General features: G+C 41.9%; 15 protein-coding genes. 13 read left to right on the forward strand and 2 right to left on the reverse strand.

All coding sequences use genetic code 11. The features are described from left to right. Positions 1–30: 30 nt before the first annotated feature. On the reverse strand, positions 31–1,164 hold the full coding sequence (locus RMX69_RS05455; protein WP_322636743.1) for a M24 family metallopeptidase: 1,134 nt from the start codon (positions 1,162–1,164) through the stop codon (positions 31–33). Between the two features lie 617 nt (positions 1,165–1,781). Here RMX69_RS05455 and RMX69_RS05460 point away from each other — a divergent pair. From RMX69_RS05460 to RMX69_RS05520, 13 genes are all read left to right on the forward strand, one after another. Continuing rightward, positions 1,782–2,465, forward strand: coding sequence for a DJ-1/PfpI family protein (locus tag RMX69_RS05460; protein ID WP_289797822.1), 684 nt, complete (start codon positions 1,782–1,784; stop codon positions 2,463–2,465). A 37-nt stretch (positions 2,466–2,502) separates the two neighbouring features. After that, a complete protein-coding gene (locus tag RMX69_RS05465) occupies positions 2,503–3,330 on the forward strand; it encodes a type 1 glutamine amidotransferase domain-containing protein (protein WP_322636744.1) in 828 nt (275 codons plus the stop codon). After that, entirely contained in the window at positions 3,324–5,072 is a 1,749-nt protein-coding gene (locus RMX69_RS05470) for a thiamine pyrophosphate-binding protein (protein ID WP_322636745.1), read from the forward strand. The genes RMX69_RS05465 and RMX69_RS05470 overlap by 7 nt, the downstream gene beginning before the upstream one ends. 81 nt (positions 5,073–5,153) lie before the next feature. Next, positions 5,154–5,600 (forward strand): hypothetical protein, encoded by a 447-nt coding sequence (locus tag RMX69_RS05475; RefSeq protein WP_289797825.1) that lies wholly within the window; start codon positions 5,154–5,156, stop codon positions 5,598–5,600. Positions 5,601–5,714: 114 nt separating this feature from the next. Next, entirely contained in the window at positions 5,715–6,104 is a 390-nt protein-coding gene (locus tag RMX69_RS05480) for a nuclear transport factor 2 family protein (protein ID WP_322636746.1), read from the forward strand. A gap of 70 nt (positions 6,105–6,174) precedes the next feature. Further along, the gene (locus RMX69_RS05485) at positions 6,175–6,573 is read left to right on the forward strand and encodes a nuclear transport factor 2 family protein (protein ID WP_289797827.1); all 399 of its coding nucleotides are present in this window, start codon (positions 6,175–6,177) and stop codon (positions 6,571–6,573) included. 195 nt (positions 6,574–6,768) lie between these two features. After that, entirely contained in the window at positions 6,769–7,551 is a 783-nt protein-coding gene (locus RMX69_RS05490) for an SDR family NAD(P)-dependent oxidoreductase (protein ID WP_289797828.1), read from the forward strand. A gap of 126 nt (positions 7,552–7,677) precedes the next feature. Next, the gene (locus RMX69_RS05495; RefSeq protein WP_289797829.1) at positions 7,678–8,121 is read left to right on the forward strand and encodes a nuclear transport factor 2 family protein; all 444 of its coding nucleotides are present in this window, start codon (positions 7,678–7,680) and stop codon (positions 8,119–8,121) included. A 110-nt stretch (positions 8,122–8,231) separates the two neighbouring features. Further along, a complete protein-coding gene (locus tag RMX69_RS05500) occupies positions 8,232–8,612 on the forward strand; it encodes a nuclear transport factor 2 family protein (RefSeq protein WP_289797830.1) in 381 nt (126 codons plus the stop codon). A 259-nt stretch (positions 8,613–8,871) separates the two neighbouring features. Continuing rightward, complete coding sequence (locus tag RMX69_RS05505) at positions 8,872–9,339, forward strand: VOC family protein (protein ID WP_289797831.1); 468 nt, start codon at positions 8,872–8,874, stop codon at positions 9,337–9,339. Between the two features lie 442 nt (positions 9,340–9,781). After that, positions 9,782–10,972, forward strand: a complete 1,191-nt coding sequence (locus RMX69_RS05510) for a cupin domain-containing protein (protein WP_322636747.1) — start codon at positions 9,782–9,784, stop codon at positions 10,970–10,972. Positions 10,973–11,340: 368 nt separating this feature from the next. After that, the gene (locus tag RMX69_RS05515) at positions 11,341–12,507 is read left to right on the forward strand and encodes a cupin domain-containing protein (RefSeq protein ID WP_289797833.1); all 1,167 of its coding nucleotides are present in this window, start codon (positions 11,341–11,343) and stop codon (positions 12,505–12,507) included. A gap of 280 nt (positions 12,508–12,787) precedes the next feature. Beyond that, positions 12,788–13,525, forward strand: coding sequence for a cupin domain-containing protein (locus RMX69_RS05520; RefSeq protein ID WP_289797834.1), 738 nt, complete (start codon positions 12,788–12,790; stop codon positions 13,523–13,525). Positions 13,526–13,815: 290 nt separating this feature from the next. Here RMX69_RS05520 and RMX69_RS05525 read toward each other — a convergent pair whose 3' ends face one another. After that, positions 13,816–15,633 carry an iron uptake porin gene (locus RMX69_RS05525; RefSeq protein WP_322636748.1) on the reverse strand — a complete coding sequence of 606 codons (1,818 nt, stop codon included), beginning with the start codon at positions 15,631–15,633 and terminating at the stop codon, positions 13,816–13,818. Positions 15,634–15,679 lie beyond the last annotated feature (46 nt).

Raw genomic sequence — 15,679 nt, forward strand, 5'->3', positions numbered from 1 at the left:
CACATCAAGAGGCTTGCGGCTGGCTTAATTTTAGTCAATTTCTAATGGCAAGGGGCGATCGCGTCCTTCAACTTTCACGCTTGGCCACTTTGGATCGAAAGTCAGGTTTTCTAGCCCTCCATCCTTCTGGATAATGAAAGTATCTTCAACCTTTGCTCCTGGTAAACTTGGGTTCCAGGCTACAGCCGTGTTTTCCACTAAATTTTCGCTCGTGGTTGGATTAGCGATGATTTCACGAGATAAATAGCCAGTGGTTCCTCCTTGGTGATGTTGGCGAATTGCTTCGGGATAACCATGCTGCTCATAAGCCTTACCAAGCGCGTCATAAATTGCGTTGATAGGCGTGCCAGGAACACACAAGTTCAAAGCTTCAGCTTCAATCTTATGGACATGAGAATGCAGAGATGCGAAATTTCGTGTCTCTGCATTGGCCTGTCCCAAACCAAAAAAGACGAATCTTGTCAGGTTTGCATATAGACCGTATCCCCGCGCACAAAAAACCAGCATTGCTGCACCTCCCAACGCCTCTTGTTTGGGCGTGGTATGACGGTATAGCGGCAGACGCCTTTCTCCAGCGACTAGCGTCAAAGCTGGATGTAGCCCTCTTGACCACAACGCCTCTGCACCTGCTCCGGCCAGTTGGTACTCTGTCCAGGTAGGCTGGGCTTTCAAAAGTACTTCGGTCATGGCTTCACTTGCTAAACGCCCCACTCGCCGATAGCGCTCCAGTTCTGTTGGCAGAATCACCCGCTTCTGATTTATGAGTGACACAGGTAATGAACTTTCATGGGTGGTGGGAATGTCACTCAAAATCTTTCCCCCGTTTGTACCCTCACGCACGAAAGACTCGCGGGCAACCTTATCAGCCCAAGGATTAATGTGCAGTTTGTAAAGACGATCTGACGACTCATCTCTACCCGGAAGTTCTTCATCCTGTAAGCGTTGAGCTTCAATCTCATCAGTCAATATCCAGGCATCTTTAGCAGTTACCAAAACTTCTGCTACTCCAGTCTCACTAGCGAGTAGCACTGTGTTAGAACCACCAGCAGTAGCCCAAGCGAACCAATCTGAACCGCGCAATCGCACGCCCATTGCACCAGTTTCGCTCAGAGCCTTTCGCATTAGCTCCAGCTTGTAATAAATTTCTTGGTTGATTAAATTCATAGTTAAGTCAAGATAAGTCTGTGAAAAATTGTCAATTATTATTGATAGTGGGAGAAAACTTCTGATTACACATAATTCCGCAATCAGAAGTCAAAACTCAGAATTGATAAAAATATAATACGATTATTTATTGTCGTAAACTTATTATTTTTAAGTATTAAAATTTTATTATTTATGAATGATTACTTGCAGTATAAAGGTGATTCGTAAGAATTCAGCACTCAGGTGGTCGCCGAGCGTAGCCGAGGTGAGTCAGGAGTCAGAATTTATCAGGAATCTAGAATGATTGGTATATTTATTCATCAAACGCTCTGCTGATTCTTTAACTATTCTGAATCCTGAGTTCTGACTCCTGAATTCTTACGGTGATTCTGAGCATTTATCGAGCCGTAACTACCAAAAAAATACAACCTTATAACGAAAAATAAACCATTGTAATTTTATTTTAGTTTTTAAATTTACATAAAATTTAGTCAATAAAAAAAGTAACCTTTCTGCAAAACATTCACCCTTGTATTTATGTTTTAGTCTCTATAAACTTTTTGCTAAAGGCTTAAGAATAAGTCACGTACATTCCAAATTTAATAATCTAGTGACCTTAAGAATATTGAACCAATATGATACCTAGATCCCTTGGTGGGAAAAAAATCGCAATTCTTCTAGAAAGTGAGTTCATCCCTGAAGAAATTGAAGCATATCAAAAACGCTTCTCAGAACTTCAAGCAACGGTACATCTGATGTCTAGGCTCTGGGATCAGCCGAGCGTTCGTTTTTTCAGTGATGAAGATACGGGCAATACACCTCGAACGATAGACGTAAATATTGATTTTCAAAACGTAGATGTTAACGACTATGCGGCTGTAATTATGACGGCTAACTATACTAGCGTGCGTCTGCGTTACTTTGAGCCACCAATAGGTCAGCCAATTAGTGCTGAACAAGTTCGCACTTCACCGGCTGTACAGTTTTACGCCAAGGCAATGGCAAATCCCAGGATTATTAAAGGCGCACTCTGCCACGGTCTTTGGATACTGACACCAATACCTGAATTACTCAAAGACCGACAAGTTATCTGCCATGAGGTTGTCCTTGCAGATATTCTCAATGCGGGTGCAGTTTATACAACATCGCCTACAGGTGTGGTGGTGGACGGTGATCTTGTTACTGGTCGCTCAAAACATGAAGTTGAACCATTCATTGATGCGATTACCGAACAAATCCAGCAATTATCTATTGCCACTAATCGTTTCTCAAACAGAAGGGCTACTACCTCTGTTTCAAGACTAAAAGTTGCAAGCTAATTATCTCAAAACTAATTCATGACTAGGAGACAATCTTGTGAAAAAAATTCTCATAATTTTATCGGAATATGGTTATTGGGGTGAAGAACTGGTAGGACCTTTAGAAACTTTCGATGCTGCGGGTTATCAGGTTGACTTTGCAACTGCAACAGGAAAAAGGCCAGTAGCGCTTCCTCCCAGCATGGATCCTACTTATATCGACCCACCTTTAGGTCGAACTGTTGTTTCCCAGGAGATGGCCGAAAAAGTCAAGCGCTTGGAAGATCCTAAGAACCCACGACTGGACAACCCAATCATCCTCTCAGAATGGTTGCCCGATCGCCCTTACTGGAGTGCTGAAAAATTCCTTCGGGAAATGGAAGCTTACAACAATGCACTCGATGAAGTGCAGAAGGATTTGGAACAATACGATGCTCTACTGATAGTCGGTGGTAGTGGTCCTATTGTTGATTTAGTAAATAACCATCGGGTTCACGACCTGATTCTGAGTTTCTACAGAAAGGGTAAGGCGATCGCAGCAGAATGCTACGGTGTAACTTGTCTCGCCTTTGCTCGTGACTTAGCAGACCGCAAGAGCATTATTTGGGGTAAGCACGTCACAGGCCATTGCAAGGAATATGATTACAAGGATGGCACCGGATTTGTCGGCGCAGACATTAACATGGGCCCACCTCCCTATCCTCTAGAGTATATTCTCCAAGATGCCACCGGCCCAGATGGAGCATATCACGGTAATTTTGGGAAAGAAATCTCCGTAATTGTTGATTATCCATTTATCACAGGTCGGTCTACCGCAGATTCTTATACAACTGGTCAAAAGGTAGTGGAAGTTCTGGATAAAGGACTGAGGCGGTACGGATGGTAAGTTTGATCAAACAGAGCAACGATAAGCCTTTGATGGCTAACCGAAATGGTCGCTTTGCAATCATCGAACAACTTCTGGCAGATGGCATAAATTACATGTTTGGCAATCCTGGCACCGTTGAGCAGGGGTTCCTAGATGCGTTAAAAGACTATTATCCAGAATTTGAGTATATCTTTGCATTGCAAGAAACAATAGCAGTTGGTGCAGGGGATGGCTATGCCCGCGCCACCAAAAAGCCTACTATTGTGCAACTTCATAGCGGAGTCGGTTTGGGCAATGGCATCGGGATGATTTATCAGGCCATGCGTGGTCATGCACCATTAGTAGTACTGGCTGGCGAAGCTGGTATCTGCTACGATGCGATGGATGCCCAAATGGCAGCAGATTTGGTCAGTATGGCCAAGCCTGTAACAAAATGGTCAACTAGGGTAGTAGATCCTTCTTCTTTGTTACGCGTGCTACGCCGAGCTATCAAAATAGCCGCTACGCCGCCTATGGGGCCGGTATTCGTCTCCCTGCCGATGGATATCCTTGATGCTCCTAATTATGAAGAAGTTGTCCCAACTTCTTTTCCAGTGACACGGGTTGCGCCCGAACCCGATCAACTGGCAACAGCAGCAACTTTATTAGCTACTGCTAAACATCCCCTAATTATTATGGGCGATGGTGTGGCTTTTTCCGATGCCCAAGCTGAGTTGACAAATGTAGCCGAACTCATCGGCGCACAAGTTTGGGGAGCAGATTCATCGGAAGCGAACATGAGTGCTACACATCCTCTGTTCGGAGGGTTGTTAGGTCACATGTTTGGGGATGATAGCCGTCGCGTTACATCACAAGCAGACGTAATCTTGATTACTGGAACCTACGTTTTTCCAGAGGTATTTCCGGCACTATCTGGAGTTTTTGCTTCGTCAGCGAAAGTAATTCACATTGACTTGAATACCTACGAAATAGCGAAGAATTTTCCAGTGGATCTGGGGCTGCTTGGCGATCCGAAAACTAGTCTGAGCAAATTAGCGATTGCTCTTGAGTCAACTTTGACACCTGAACAGAAGCAAGAGGCTTCTCTTAGGGCTAGCCGGATAGCTGAAAACAAGAAGCGGGAATCGGCGGCTCGATTGGAAGCTGATAAAGCGGTTCGGGATTCAGTACCTCTGCACATGACTCGTTTTGCAGAAGAATTAGCTGCCCATCTCCCAGCAGATGCCATTATTTTCGATGAAGCCATTACCAATTCTCCCGAACTTTGTCGGTATATACCACCGACAAAACTAGGACAATATTACCAAACACGAGGCGGTTCGCTAGGTGTTGGTATTCCCGGAGCGATCGGTATTAAGCTGGCTCATCCAGATAAAACCGTAGTTGCGTTCACGGGTGACGGCGGCAGTATGTATACTATCCAAGCCCTCTGGACAGCTGCCCACCACAATATAGATGCCAAATTTGTCATCTGTAATAATCACAGCTATCAAATCCTCAAGCTCAATATTCTGCACTATTGGGGCGAGCAACAAATACCAGAACACGACTACCCATCTTCTTTTAACTTGTGCAACCCAAATATCGATTTCGCTGAATTAGCAAGGTCTTTAGGGGTTCAGGCTATTCGGGTAGAGAAACCAGATCAGATTGCCCCAGCTATCCAAAAAGCATTGGATCACAATGGGCCATTTTTGATTGATTTGGTACTGACAAACGAAATTGTCGGCACAAATATTGGCGTCAAGTGTGGGCAGTAATGAACTAACTTTTTCGCTAAGTAGTTGATAAACAGTAAACCAACCAATTTGTAAATCAGAAAATCAAACAAGGAACAATATATGGCTATTCAATCGCAAGAGCGCAATCATAGTGTTGGACAAAAAACAACCCTAACACAAGAAGAACTTATTCAATTCGGCAAAATTTGGTATGACAGGCTAAATCGCCACGCAGATGTAGAAGAACTTTTGCCAATGGTTTCAGACACTTTGTTAGAAATGATTTTTCCTGACAGTACAATCCAAAATCATGATGATTTCCGAAACTGGTATGAAGCTGTTGGTAAAACCTATTATGACCAAGACCATACAGTTGAAAAATTTGACATCACAATTTCCGATGCCGCAAAAATTGATGTCATAGTTGTCTGGAAAGCAAGCAAGTATTCTGATAATACATCATCGGCTTTTCGTATTCCTCAAACTTGGATTTTAACAAAGTCTCTTACTACTGGTAAACCCGTTATTACCAAATACATTGTTCATTCTTTCACTGAAGTTAAGTAGACATAAACAATCAAAGCCATAATCCACAAAAAATTGGTTTTGGTTGTAAATCCCAAAAATCAAAGCAACACAATCAATTGAACAACACTGTTTTTAAGAGGTTTGAAGGAAGTTATGGCTAATATTAGAGAATTAATGACCACTTACTACAAATCTGGTACCGAACGCGACTGGAGTACTTGGTTATCTTTACTAGATGACAAAATTATAGTAGATGAGCAGTTAGCGGGTCATCTTGAAGGCATTGAGTCCATGAGAACTCTATCAAAAAACTTGGTAAAGCATTATTCCAAGTTTGAAATCAAGCCAACATACATGATTGTTGAAGGTGACGAAGTTTGTACTGCTTGGGTAATTGATGCCATCACTGATACTGGCGTCCCAATTCACGCTGTGGGTGCGAATTTTTGTCGATTTCAAGACAACAAAATAGTCTATATGCAGAACTTTCATGACACTATTCCTTTCGCCTCTGACACAGCCTACAAAAAACTACGTCATTAGTTAGTTTCAGCTTTTTTACTCACGTTAATAAGAAAGTCCTCTCGTATACAAAGAAGGAAGGAAAGTCAGAATGAACACTAGAAAAGTAATTGAGAACTACTACGAATATCTTAACAGTGGGTTTGCCCAAGGAGACCTAAGTAAATGGGTGGGGATATTCGCCGAAGACTTTGTGATGGACGAGCAGTTAGCAGGTCGCCAAGAAGGGGTTCAACCGATGGCAATCCTGGCAGACAAGATGCTAGAGGGCTACAAAAAATGGATTATGCATCTTCGGAAAGTGCTTGTTGAAGGAGACCAGGCTTTCGTCCTTTGGGAGGTTGAGGCAACTACTTCTAATGGTGTTGACATTAACACTAAAGGTGCTAACTACTACCGAGTTAAAAATGACAAAGTTATTTACTTGAGCAACTACCACGATTCTGTTCCATTTAATACCGATGTTGCTTTTACCTCAATGCGTACTTAATAACTGAATGATCATCCTGATGTGAAAAAACTACTGACAGTGGTTTGAGAGATGAGTGTAGATAATTAGTCTTTGAAGACGCGATAAATCGCGTCTCTACATCAGGGTTTTGGACTTATCTAAACTGTATTGTCCTCAAATCCACTTGTCAGTCCATTTCATAGTTACGTAATTTAGATCAATCCAGAGGGCTTTATGCAAAAGCAAACTTTACAAACTTTAGAAATTGTTGAAGCTAAAAAGACCAGCAAACTGAGTGGCAAACTGGCTTTAGTCACCGGTGCAAGCCGTGGTATAGGAAAAGGAATTGCTGAAGCTCTTGCCGCAGCTGGTGCAAATGTTGTCGTGAACTATCGATCGCGGGAGAAAGAGGCAATAGAAACTTGCGCCGTGATTAGAGAATTTGGAGGTCGCACCTTAGCTATAGCTGCCGATGTCTCACAAGCCTCTGAAGTCAACCGTATGCTAAAAAGCATTGAGCAAGAAATGGGGCCTGTGGAAATCCTAGTGAACAATGCAGGCGGCGGCTATCGTGTACCACTCGATACTATCCAGGAGCAAGACTTGGATAAGTTAATTGCAATGAATCTCAAGTCTACATTCCTAGTTACGCAGGCCATACTGCCTAGTATGCGTGCCGCTCGATGGGGACGAATTATTAATGTGTCCTCAATAGCAGCATTCACTGGTGGAGCTGTTGGCCCGCATTATGCTGCAACTAAAGCAGGTCAGTTGGGACTGACTCATTCTTATGCTTCCCTTCTAGCGAAAGAAGGGATTACCGTTAATGCGATCGCGCCAGCGCTGATTGAAACTGATGCCGTAATTGAAAATATTAAAGTTAACCCTGAAGAGGTAATACCCGTGGGTCGTTTCGGTACTTTAGAAGAAGTTGGTCAGGTAGCGGTACTGCTTGCAAACAATGGTTTTATTACTGGCCAAACTATCAACATTAACGGCGGTTTGTACATGAGTTAAGAGCATTGTTAATGCTCAGATGCTCTCTGAAATTTACATTTGCAGATATCCCTGTTGCAATGCACAGCAGCAAGATTATATCTACCCATCCTAAAGCAGGTCGTTTTTCTCACAAAGGTAAAATTCATGGTTCAAAGTCCAGCAGAAACGACTACATCCAGAACGCAAGAAACTCTCCAGTTGGTTAAAACATGGTATGCAGAATTTGCCAAGGGCAATATGCAGGGTGTACTGGATATGGTAACAGATGATATTGAATGGGAAGTACCCGGACCCACACAAGTAGTACCCTGGTGTGGTAAGCGACAAGGGCGCGATCAAGTAGCTGAATATTTCGCTCTCATTGATGAGACAGTAAAGGTCAATTTTTTTCAGCTACAGGAAATTGTTGCTCAAGACGACAAAGCAATGACTCTCAACCATGAAAGAGCCTCTAATAGGGCTACTAATAGAGTTTATGATGTGCCAATTGTCCATTTTATTGTTGTCCGTGATGGCAAGATTGCTAAATTCAATGGCTTCATGGAAACAAATTCTCTAGTTGCTGCTTTTCTCGATCGTAATGTTTAATCGGGAACTAAACAGGAAGTTTGCAAATTAAAAACCTTCCTAAATGCATCTGCCAAGATTTTTGCTGTTGTAAATCGTTATACCATTTTTAATTGTTGCAAGAGGTTTGTATGAATACGAAAGAAGTAGTTGACAAATACTTTGATGCTGTAAACGCTGGTGATTGGGAAACTTGGCTAACACTATTCGACGACAATGTTGTTATGGACGAACAACTTGCAGGTCGTATCGAAGGTGTCGAGTCCTTAAGAGGAGGAATTGATGGACTTAAAAAGGGCTACTCCAGTTTTCAAAATCGTCCTTTACATATAGTTGTTCAAGGTAACGAAGCCAGCGTTGTATGGCACATTGAGGCGGCTAATGCCAGCGGTGTGCCAATAGATGCTAGAGGCTCAAATTATTTTCAGATAAAAGATGGCAAGATTGCTTACATGGCAAACTTCCACGATACACTGCCATTTGGCCCTTTTGTCAATCAAAAGTTGAATTGACCAGAAGAACTGTATTCCTTAGACCTCTTGCTAAAATCCTTCTTTTCATCTTTTTCTTTGCGTGAGACAAAAAAATATTTATGCAAGAGGTTTCTTCAATAAAGGAATACAGAATAGATTTACTCATCCTTATACCAATTCCAAGTCAAGTCGCACATCAGGAACAGCATAGAACTCCTGGTGAGTAAAGAAAATATTCTATGCAGCTTCAAACAACGTTGGTATTAACACTAGTTCAAAGACTACGGAGAACCAAAAGATGGCTTCGCTAACTTTTTCTCAAGTGGCATTTACTTGCAAAGACCCGATCGCTACCGAAATCTTCTATGCTAAAAACTTTGGTTTTAAGCGGGCTAGGGTGGCAAAACTGCCAGATGGCGGTCAGATTGTCTTCATCAAGATGAGTGATTATCCATTCTACTTTGAGCTTTTTAAGGCTAAAGAGGAGCTTCCTATAGCCCCTCCGATTAATGATGGACCTGAGTACCCCTCAGTGCGTCACCTTGCTTTTAAAGTCGATAATGTGGATGCTAAACTAGCTGAAATGGGCGACGATGCTAAGATTACTTTAGGACCTTTTAACTTTGATGAATATATCCCTGGATGGCGCACTGTTTGGGTAGCAGATCCAGACGGTAGAATTATTGAGATAAGTCAAGGATTTGTTGACCAAGATAATCCTCCTCCATTGGAGGCAGATTTGCGCCTGCCAGCTTTCACAATCTAAGAAAATTCCACAAGCTTCTCTTTAATGCTTGTTTTGACTCTATAAGGAACCTCAAACTTTGTCGGGCGTGCTTTTGACGCTTTGACTTTGCTTCCCATAACAAAGAAGAAGGGAGCAGTGCGATTTTGTTAGGTGCGAAAAATTAGGGGTATAAATCACCTATTTAATAGTGCGTAAGCGTCGGCATAGTCTATTGCAGACATTGCAGCTAAATAGCTCATTTCTATTGAGAATATAGCTATGTAACTGAGAATTAAAACTCGATCTAACAAAATTACATTACTTCCTTTTTCCTATTGCAATCTGAATTAGCAAACTAAATTATCAGAGCTTGCTAACAGGCTACAAACTTGTATGGAATGTAGAGGAGAAAGGAGCAGGAGGCAAACGAGAAAGAAATAACTTGATGTGATGTAGAACTTTATCGAGAGAACAACTGTTCATGTTTAATCTGAAAAAATTCCTGATAGTTATCTTGATAGCGGCGTTTTCTTTTGTTTCATTCAATGTAAGCTTGAAAGCCGCCCAAGGAACTGAACAAAGCAATAGTTCTCATACAGAATATTCGCCTTTTATCACTGTTGCATCAAACACACCTACTCCAACTTACTCCTTATTTGACAGTAAGTTTAAGTTTTTAGCAGAAGGAAAAGATACAGCAGACGGGTACTCAGCATACCAGGTTACAATTGAAAAACACAATGGTGGGCTTCCAATAGCATTCCACTACCGCGACGTTACAGCGCTTCTGGTCTTAGACGGACAATTGGGACTAAAAGTGAATGGTGATGTCGTGAATGCGCCCGCTGGAACTTTTGCCTATATTCCTGCCAAGTCACGATATGCAATTACAAATAGTGGGACGGAACCTGCTAAATTCCTGTTATATAGTTTTAATGAAGGGTCTTCTAAGTCACCAACACCTCTGGAAAAATTGATAAAAACAGCGGGTGTGCCAGTAGACAACTTCTCTGGATGGTCTTCGCCAGTGGGTAATCGGCGTTTAATTGAAAAGATCGCTCTCAAAAACGGAATAGATTTTCGCGCACCCTTTTATGCTTTTAATTTCTACGGATTTTTTAACCGTTTTAATTTTCGCGCACCTTTTTATGCTTTTAATAAAAACAAAGCGAATCACAATTACCTAGTGGTACTACCAGATGCACGCGATCGCCCAGTGTACGATTCGATAGGCGGCAGATATACATATTTAGCAACTGATGAAGAGACTAATGGGAAGTTTACATTCGCCAGTGTGCTGAATCCAGCAGGGAATGCTATTGTACCGCACCGTCACAATAATGAAGATGAGTTGTACTCTATCTTAAGTGGTGGAGATTTTTCAATCCTGATGAATGACAAAATTACGACTGCAACTCCTGGAACCTTTGCTTTGCTTGGCAGAGGGCATCAGCACGCATGGATAACCACTGGAACGACAGAAACACGGTTGATATGTTTGTTTACTCCTGCATTTTTTGGGAATTTCTTCAAGGATGTAGGTACTCCAGTAACTGACCTAAATGCACCGATTGCACCATCTGCTTCCCCAGAAAAAATCGCGTCAATCGCTATTAACAAATACCACATAGAATTTGTGAACCAGCCTAACTGGCCTCCTCAGGTCAACTGAAAATACTCCAGCTGGCAGGAGCGAGAAAATGAAAAAAGGGAGGCATGACTTTCCCAGACTAGTAAAAATGCTGTACCTGGACTAAATAACTAACTTTTACCTATTTAATAGTGCGTAAGCGTCGGCATAGCCTGTTGCAGACATTGCAGCGAAATAGCTCATTTCTATTGAGAATATAGCTATGTAACTGAGAATTAAAACTCGATCTAACAAAATCACATTGCTTCTTTTTTGCTATTGCAACCTGAATTAGCAAACTAAATTATCAGAGCTTGCTAATGGACTGCAAACTTGCATGGAATGTAGAGGAGAAAAGAGCAGGAAAGAACTTGATGTGATGTAGAACTTTATCGGGAGAACAACTGTTTATGTTTAATCTGAAAAAATTTCTAATAGTTATCTTGATAGTGGCGTTTTCTTTTGTTTCATTTAACATAAGCTTGAAAGCCGCCCAAGGAACTGAACGAATCCGGAATTATTATAGCCCGGAACCTCAAAATTTCGTAACCGTTACACCGGACCAACCAACTCCAACTTACACTTTAGCGAACACTTCAACATTTAAGTTTCTAATACAAGGAGAAGATACAGGCGGACAGTATTCAGTAAATTTAGTTACACTTTCACGACAGGGTGACGGGTTGCCATTAGCAGTTCACCACAATGATAGTGATGTGCTTGTAGTGCTAGATGGAGAGTTAAGACTAGATTTAGATGGAAAGAGCGTGAGTGCGCCCTCCGGAACCTTCGCTTACCTCCCTCCCAAATTACCACACGCAATTAGAAATAGTGGTACTCAACCAGCTAAATTCCTTTTATACAATTTTCCTGAAAAGCCCTCCCGGTCTTTGGCAACACCTTTGGAAAGGTTTATAAAAGCAGCTGGTATGCCAGTGGCTAACTTATATACTCCGTCTTTTCCATTTTACAATTGGGCATTTCCTAATTGGGCATTTCCTAATTGGGCAAGAAAAATGTATGTGATCGGTATGCAAAATGGAATAGAATTTATAGCACCTTTTAATAAACAATACAAACCAGATCGCAAGTATATAATAGTGCCACCAGATGCACACGATCGTCCAGTATATGATGCGTTGGGTGGCCGATATACACTTTTAGCAACTGGTGAAGAGACTGGCGGGAATTTTGGATTTGTTAGTTTTGAAAATCCACCGGGAGCTGCAACTCCACCGCATAAACACCCCTTTGAAGATGAGGGTTACTTTCATGTGAGTGGAGGGGCTTTTACAGTCCAGATGAAGCAAGAAACTATGACTGTAACTCCTGGTTCTTGGGCTTTCCTTCCAAGAAAACACACACATGGATTTATAACCTCTGGAGAAACGCCAGCATATTTGGTTACTGTAATTACTCCTGCAAAATTTTTGGAATTCTTCAAGGATGTAGGCGTGGAAGTGAAAGATCGTTCTGCACCAATTGCTCCTCCCATAGACTTGCAAAAAATCATAACAATTGCTACGCAAAAATATGGATTAGAGTTTGTGCCTCCCATACCTATACCTAGTCCATGAAATCCAGCGATCTCTGGAGCGAGAGAATAGAAAAAGAGAGGTATGACTTTCCCAGACTAGTAAAAATGCTGTACCTAGACTAAGTAACTTTCCTTAGACAGGTGAACGTATGGGAAAGACCTCTCGCCTTGATCATGCATTATTTTTCTTCTGTCAAACTGGGACAAGTAAAATCGCGCTCCACCTGCTCCCAACAAAGCTAAGATTTCATCCCTAGTCTGGCAAAAAAAGATAAAATTTGAAACCCTTTACTCATGAAATACATATCTGCGTGATGATTATGAAAAAATTATCAACGTTTACCGTTGTTACAACGCTTTTTGTTGCTTGTTTGAGCCTAAAGCCTGCATCCGCAAGTACGTTGGGCATTACATCTTCTGAGACAGGTTTGGAGGATTTCATATTCGTTGCACCAGAAGACACACAACCAACTTACTCTTTGGCGGGAATTGAGTTTGAGTTTTTAACATCTGGAGTTGATAGTAAAGGAAAATACTCAGCATACCTGGCTACGTTCCCACAGGGTGGTACGCTTCCATTGGCAATCCACAGCAATGATAGTGAAGCGGTCACGGTTCTGGACGGGCAGTTAACACTAAATTTGGAAGGGCAAACTGTGAATGCGCCGTCCGGAAGTTTCTTTTACCTTCCTGCCAAGCGCCCCCGTGCAATCATAAATAATCAAACAACGCCAGCAAGAGCCTTAGTGTACAATTTTTTCGAGGAAAGACCTTCAAATTCTTTTGTAACACCTGTGGAAAACTTGATTAAGCAAGCAGGTGTGCAACTTGACAATTCTTCTGGTTCGTCTCCAGATGCCAATGACCTAGCAACAATCGTAGCGATCGCTCTTAACAATGGAATACAATTTATTCCCACTGAGGAACCTGGGGTTTCATCGGGTACACCTATCGGCTCCATCTCTGTCCCTGAACCCTCTAGTGATTCTTCTCTGTTGGTAGTTGCGACTTATTTAACTACTGGATGGGTTTTGAAACGGAAACAGCAAAAGCGTTAGGTAACTTTGATGCCGATGCGATCGCCAGTACTTTGCCAAAGAGTTTCTTGACAAGAGGCAGAGCCTCTCGGAACTCGTTCCCAGCCTGGAGGCTGGGAACGAGGATACAATAAGTCTCTGGGCTTTTCTTAGTGCCATTCGGTAATGCCAGCTAGAAAGCTTTACTTACACTGAAAACTTAAAAATTGGGCATTTTGGCTTTTGGAAAGATATACGAGTGATTGGAGATGAACTAACCCGACTTAAGCTTCGCTTACTAGAAGTCAAAAGTCGGGTTTTGTTATATTTGGTTAAAAAATAAATTGCATTCGTAAGTAACCCACGTAGATAGTCGGATTATCAGAAAAATTATTTGGGTTCCAGATTGCATAAGCAGATGGGTTAATTGCGATATTGTTGGAGAGGGGCAAGAAATAGGTGGCTTCTAACTCATATTGGTTTCCACCATCGCCACCAGTAGAAACAAGGTATTCTCGACCTTCAGTAACAGAATAGGGAACTGTATAAGAAAGGACGCCTATTGCTCCTTCACTACCCAGGTCTGGGAAAGCAAGTCCTATTTGATAGGATTGAGCATTCACATTACCATTAGACACACCTGGAGTTGCTGGTTCTAAATCGATCCTAGAGTAAGAATAGCGTCCAAAGACCCCAAATTTTTGATTTAACAACCAGTCTGCACTTACACTAAAGGCGTTAGAACTCCCTCCTCTGAGGGGACCACCACGCCCGTCATCAGCTAATCCTATAATAGGTCTTTCAAAAATTTGTCCTATTTGGTTAGTTCCTTGATTGCCCTTGACATAGGTAAACCTGATGTTGGCATTCCGGGTTGGAGAGTAAGTCAGCATAGCCGTCAACGAGTTAGTGCGGTTAGACCCAAACAACCCCCTACCGGGGTCAGATGCAGCATTAGTAGGTAAAAACTCGTTACTCTCCGCTAAATATCCAGAAGATAATGTAAATTGGTCACTTAATTTCCATGACACGACTGCACCTGCACCCCGTACAGTAGTAATAAGTGTGGGACTATTTACAGCGTTGAAGCTTCCTGCTCCCCCTGCGTAAGGGTTGGTAAATCTATTAATGTCGAAGAGGGTTAGCCAATTGATGCGTGGACCAACTGTTACCTGAAATGATTCTGTAATAGGAAAGGAGTAGTATAAATCAAAGACTGTTAACCTATCAAGTTGGGTACCAGCAAGAAAATCTCCTAAAGGCAATCCTAAAGTACTAATTCCGCCAGAGCCGTACTCGGTAGTGACAGGGGTTCTAGAATTACCAGCAGCAAGTTGCAGTACTAGAGAGTCTTTACCAGTAAAAGATGTGTTAAGTCCCAGAACTGTTTGATAACTGAAAGTGATATTAGGTTTACTGTTAACTAGTTCTACCTCAGGTATGCCACCCACACGACGCCCAGTTTCTCTTTTCACAGAACCATTGGTGGTGGCTCCAACAATATTAAACGAAACCAAACCATTCAGTTTAGTTGTTGTGGAGAATTCATTGGCCTCTAGTTCAGCAATATGAGTTTCTAAAGTATCAACTCGACCCCGTAGTGTAGTTAATTCAGCAGTAAACTCCTCTTGCAGTCTTCGCAGAGTTTCTAAATCTTCTGTTGTAACTTTGTCAGATGTACCAGCAGGAATAAATTCCTTAATACGATCAAGCACAGCATTTAAACTTGCAGCAAATTCATAGCGTGTTAGCGCCTGATTACCTCTAAACGTGTTATCTGAATATCCAGCGATTCCGCCGTAGCGTTCAATCAAAGACTGTAGGGCAGTGTATGCCCAATCACTGGGTTGTACATCAGATAGTTCAGAGACATCAGTTATCTGAGTCATTAGAGCATGAATATTTCCTTGCTGTTTGGATTGAATTGAACGATCCAGATTCAAATCATAATCACCAATTTGAGAATTTGCTGCCGATGTTGTTGTTAGTTCTGTGGTATCTAGTTTATCTGGAATTAGAGTTGTAGCGTTTGATGATTTATTTACTTCTGGTGCTGCTAAAACAGAGGAAAAACCTGTTGCAATCCAACTAAAATTACCAGAAATCAAGGTGAAAAATATTATCTGCTTAAAAGGGAAACGTGATTTCACTGCTCTCTCCTTGATCGCACCACTCATATAGCTAAAAACAGGTGTT

The organism is Nostoc sp. EspVER01 (genome assembly GCF_034530635.1).
In the GTDB taxonomy this organism is placed as follows: domain Bacteria; phylum Cyanobacteriota; class Cyanobacteriia; order Cyanobacteriales; family Nostocaceae; genus Nostoc.

Coding starts and splice junctions, on each gene's coding strand:
- RMX69_RS05455 (WP_322636743.1), bottom strand. CDS start 1,164: ATGAATTTAATCAACCAAGAAATTTATTACAAGCTGGAGCTAATGCGA.
- RMX69_RS05460 (WP_289797822.1), top strand. CDS start 1,782: ATGATACCTAGATCCCTTGGTGGGAAAAAAATCGCAATTCTTCTAGAA.
- RMX69_RS05470 (WP_322636745.1), top strand. CDS start 3,324: ATGGTAAGTTTGATCAAACAGAGCAACGATAAGCCTTTGATGGCTAAC.
- RMX69_RS05475 (WP_289797825.1), top strand. CDS start 5,154: ATGGCTATTCAATCGCAAGAGCGCAATCATAGTGTTGGACAAAAAACA.
- RMX69_RS05480 (WP_322636746.1), top strand. CDS start 5,715: ATGGCTAATATTAGAGAATTAATGACCACTTACTACAAATCTGGTACC.
- RMX69_RS05485 (WP_289797827.1), top strand. CDS start 6,175: ATGAACACTAGAAAAGTAATTGAGAACTACTACGAATATCTTAACAGT.
- RMX69_RS05490 (WP_289797828.1), top strand. CDS start 6,769: ATGCAAAAGCAAACTTTACAAACTTTAGAAATTGTTGAAGCTAAAAAG.
- RMX69_RS05495 (WP_289797829.1), top strand. CDS start 7,678: ATGGTTCAAAGTCCAGCAGAAACGACTACATCCAGAACGCAAGAAACT.
- RMX69_RS05500 (WP_289797830.1), top strand. CDS start 8,232: ATGAATACGAAAGAAGTAGTTGACAAATACTTTGATGCTGTAAACGCT.
- RMX69_RS05505 (WP_289797831.1), top strand. CDS start 8,872: ATGGCTTCGCTAACTTTTTCTCAAGTGGCATTTACTTGCAAAGACCCG.
- RMX69_RS05510 (WP_322636747.1), top strand. CDS start 9,782: ATGTTTAATCTGAAAAAATTCCTGATAGTTATCTTGATAGCGGCGTTT.
- RMX69_RS05515 (WP_289797833.1), top strand. CDS start 11,341: ATGTTTAATCTGAAAAAATTTCTAATAGTTATCTTGATAGTGGCGTTT.
- RMX69_RS05520 (WP_289797834.1), top strand. CDS start 12,788: ATGAAAAAATTATCAACGTTTACCGTTGTTACAACGCTTTTTGTTGCT.